Raw genomic sequence first — 3,058 nt, 5'->3', positions numbered from 1 at the left:
GGCACCGCCTGCGACGGTCCGACTGGACCCGGCCGCCGGCCTGTTCGGGCTTGCCGTAGCGCGCCGCGACGGCTTCCTGGCCGACGCCGCCAACCGTCAGGCATTGTCGCAGGCGTTCGACCGGGCGGCGCTGGTGGCGAGCCTGGCCCGCGGGTGGGAACCAGTGGACCGGCTGCTGCCGGAAACGCTGGACTCAGGCGCGCCGCCACAAGTGCCGCCCTGGTCGCTGCAGACGCTGGACCAGCGCCGCACGGAGGCCCGGGCCAGGGTCGCTGCCTGGGGCAGTCCCGTGCGGCTGGCGATCGGCCTTGCCGACGCACCCGGCACGCGCCTGCTCTATGCGCAGATCGCCGCGACCCTGCAGACGATCGGCATCGGCGCCGTGCGAGTGGGGCCAACCGAGCCAGCCGACCTCCGTCTGGTGGATGCGGTGGCGCCCTATGACAGCGCGCGCTGGTATCTCGCCACCGCCTGTCGTCCCTGCAGCGAGACGGCGCAGGCGGCCTTGGAACAGGCGCGGCTGGCCCCGACGCTCGCCGACCGGGCGCAGGCACTCGCCGCCGCCGATATCGCAATGAACCAGGACGCAGCGTTCATCCCGCTGGCGCGCCCGCTGCGCTGGTCGCTGGTCGCGTCGCGGCTGCGCCAATGGCAGCCCAATCAGCGGGCCTGGCATCCATTGAACCGGCTGCGTGCCGACACCAACTGACAATCATGACCACACGCATCGATCCCCGCATCTTCGACAGCCTGCCGCTCGGACGGGACGTCGCCTCGGTTCGGCGCCGGATCGAGGCGCTGGAGGCGGTGCTGGAGCGGATGTTCGTCATCCCCGGCATCAACCGGCCGGTCGGCCTGGACGTGATCGTCGGACTGGTCCCGGTGGTGGGCGATGTGATCGCCGCCGCCATGGGCACGTGGCTGGTCTGGGAAGCGCGCAATCTGGGGCTGTCCAAGTTCCAGATGGCGCGGATGATGGGCAATGTCGGGTTCGATGCGATGCTCGGCCTGGTGCCGATCGTCGGCGACGCGGCCGACATCTATTTCCGCTCGAACACCCGCAACCTGCGCATCATCAAGCGCCATCTGGACAAGCATTACCCCGCCGGCGTCGTGCTGGAGGGGTGAGCCGGTCGGTCAGCGGCCGCCCCGCCAGATCTTCAGCGGTGACGATGGGCTGACCCCGCCCTGATGCGCCGGGCAGCGCGTGTAGCGGAACGCGGTGTCGAGGCAGATCCACAGCTCGTCCAGCCAGCCGGCCCGCGTCGCGGTCACCCGCATCATGTCCGGCCGCAATCCCGGATTGGCCCCCGCCATCGCCCGCGCCAGGTCGCCCGCGGTCAGGTCGCGGCGGGACAGCACATCCATGTCCGGATAGCGCAACCGCCCGTAGAGCGCGTTGGACTGACGGAAATAGCGGGCCGGGCTATAGCCGCTCATGCAGGTGCCATGCTTGGCCCATTCATGCTGCATCAACTGCGCCGAGGGCGTCGCACAGATGTGCCGGCGGACCACCGCTGCCGGGATCAGCCCGGTCTGCCGGCAATATTGCGGCCACGCCGCCCCCTTCCCGTCCGGCCACAGCCCGTGCAGCGTGAAGCCGAAGCCGTTGGCCGAATTGCACTGGAAGGAGCCGCGATCACCATGCTCCCGGCAATATTGCGGGCTCCAGGTGATCGCCAGCGTATAGCTGCCGATCGGCACTACGCGGCGCGGCTGCTTGTCGGTCGGCAGGTCGGGGCGGATGCGTTGCGGCCCCTGCGGCGCCGTGCAGCTATAGGCCTGCGCCTGCGCGACCACCGGCAGCGCGAAGGCGGCGGCGACCACGCCCGCCAGGATCATGCGCGGGCCCGTCATGCCGCCATCTCCGCCTTGGCGCGAAACCAGGCCAGCGCATTCGGACGGAACAGCAGCACCAGCCCGGCAAAGGTGAGCAGCCCCTGCACCGTGTTGAGCACGCCGAGCAGCCCCATCGCCAGCACGCCGGTGGCGACCTGATACAGAAGCGACACCAGCCCCACTACGGTCAAGGCGGCGAGCAACCCCAGCGCCACCCGGCTGCCACCGCGCGTGGTACACAGGATCAGCAGGATATACAGTCCAACCAGAAACGCGGTGATGCCCGCGGTCAGCCCCGCACCGTACAACGCCACCATCTCGCTCCACGCCATCGCCGACGTGACGATCAGCAGCAGCGTCGCGGCGAGATACAGCCATTCCGCCGATATGATTGCCTTGGGACGCACCCCGATAGTCTCCCTTGATTGATGGCGGACGATAGCGCCGCCGGGCCAGGTCTCGCAATGGATCAGAGCGCGGCGAAATCCAGTCCGATATCGGCCGCCGGCGCCGACTGCGTCAGGCGGCCGACGCTGACATAGGTGACGCCCGCCGCGCCGATCGCGCCGATCGTCTCCAGCCTTACACCCCCCGATGCCTCGGTCGGCACGCGGCCACCCACCAGCGCCACCGCCTCGCGCAGCGTGGCAGGGTCCATGTTGTCGAGCAGCAGGTGCGTGGCGCCCGCCGCGATCGCCGGCTCGATCTGGTCGATATGGTCGACTTCGACGATGATGCGCGCGATGCCGGCGGCGCGCGCCCGCTCCACCGCCTGCGCGACGCCGCCCGCGACCGCGACATGGTTGTCCTTGATCATCGCCGCATCCCACAGGCCCATGCGGTGGTTCTGCGCGCCGCCGGTACGGGTGGCGTATTTCTCCAGCAGACGCAGGCCGGGGATCGTCTTGCGCGTGTCGAGCAGGATCGCGCCCGTGCCCGCCAGCGCATCCACATAGGTCGCGGTCATGGTGGCGATACCCGACAGATGCTGCACCGTGTTGAGCGCGCTGCGCTCCGCGGTCAGCATTGCGCGCGCGCTGCCCTCCAGTTGCAGCAACGGCGTGCCGGGCTCGACCCGGGTACCGTCCTCCACCAGCCGGGTGATGGCCACATCCGGGTCGAGGTGGCGGAAGAACGCCTCGGCCAGCCAGAGCCCGGCGACGACGATCGCATCACGACTGGCCATCGTGCCGGCGAACCGCGCATCGGCGGGGATGAC

The 3,058-nt window shown here is 69.9% G+C and carries 4 protein-coding genes and 1 pseudogene; 2 read left to right on the top strand and 3 right to left on the bottom strand.

The features are described 5' to 3' along the window. Together Q0U08_RS19380 and Q0U08_RS19375 are read left to right on the top strand one after the other, a co-directional pair. Positions 1–709: pseudogene (locus tag Q0U08_RS19380) on the top strand (ABC transporter substrate-binding protein); the annotation flags it as partial. 5 nt (positions 710–714) lie between these two features. Next, the gene (locus Q0U08_RS19375; protein ID WP_298093409.1) at positions 715–1,128 is read left to right on the top strand and encodes a DUF4112 domain-containing protein; all 414 of its coding nucleotides are present in this window, start codon (positions 715–717) and stop codon (positions 1,126–1,128) included. A gap of 9 nt (positions 1,129–1,137) precedes the next feature. On the opposite strand, the gene Q0U08_RS19370 is transcribed toward Q0U08_RS19375, so the two are convergent. The 3 genes from Q0U08_RS19370 to nadC all read right to left on the bottom strand — a co-directional run. Further along, positions 1,138–1,857, bottom strand: a complete 720-nt coding sequence (locus tag Q0U08_RS19370) for a ribonuclease T (RefSeq protein ID WP_298093407.1) — start codon at positions 1,855–1,857, stop codon at positions 1,138–1,140. After that, positions 1,854–2,246, bottom strand: a complete 393-nt coding sequence (locus Q0U08_RS19365; RefSeq protein WP_298093406.1) for a hypothetical protein — start codon at positions 2,244–2,246, stop codon at positions 1,854–1,856. The genes Q0U08_RS19370 and Q0U08_RS19365 overlap by 4 nt, the downstream gene beginning before the upstream one ends. Positions 2,247–2,308: 62 nt before the next feature. Beyond that, on the bottom strand, positions 2,309–3,058 hold a 750-nt coding region (nadC, locus tag Q0U08_RS19360; protein WP_298093404.1), incomplete at its 5' end, for a carboxylating nicotinate-nucleotide diphosphorylase.

Origin of the sequence: uncultured Sphingomonas sp. (assembly GCF_946477935.1) — a bacterium.
GTDB lineage: Bacteria > Pseudomonadota > Alphaproteobacteria > Sphingomonadales > Sphingomonadaceae > Sphingomonas.
Note: the sequence above shows the minus strand (reverse complement) of the source record. Positions and strands in the feature narration are given on the sequence as shown.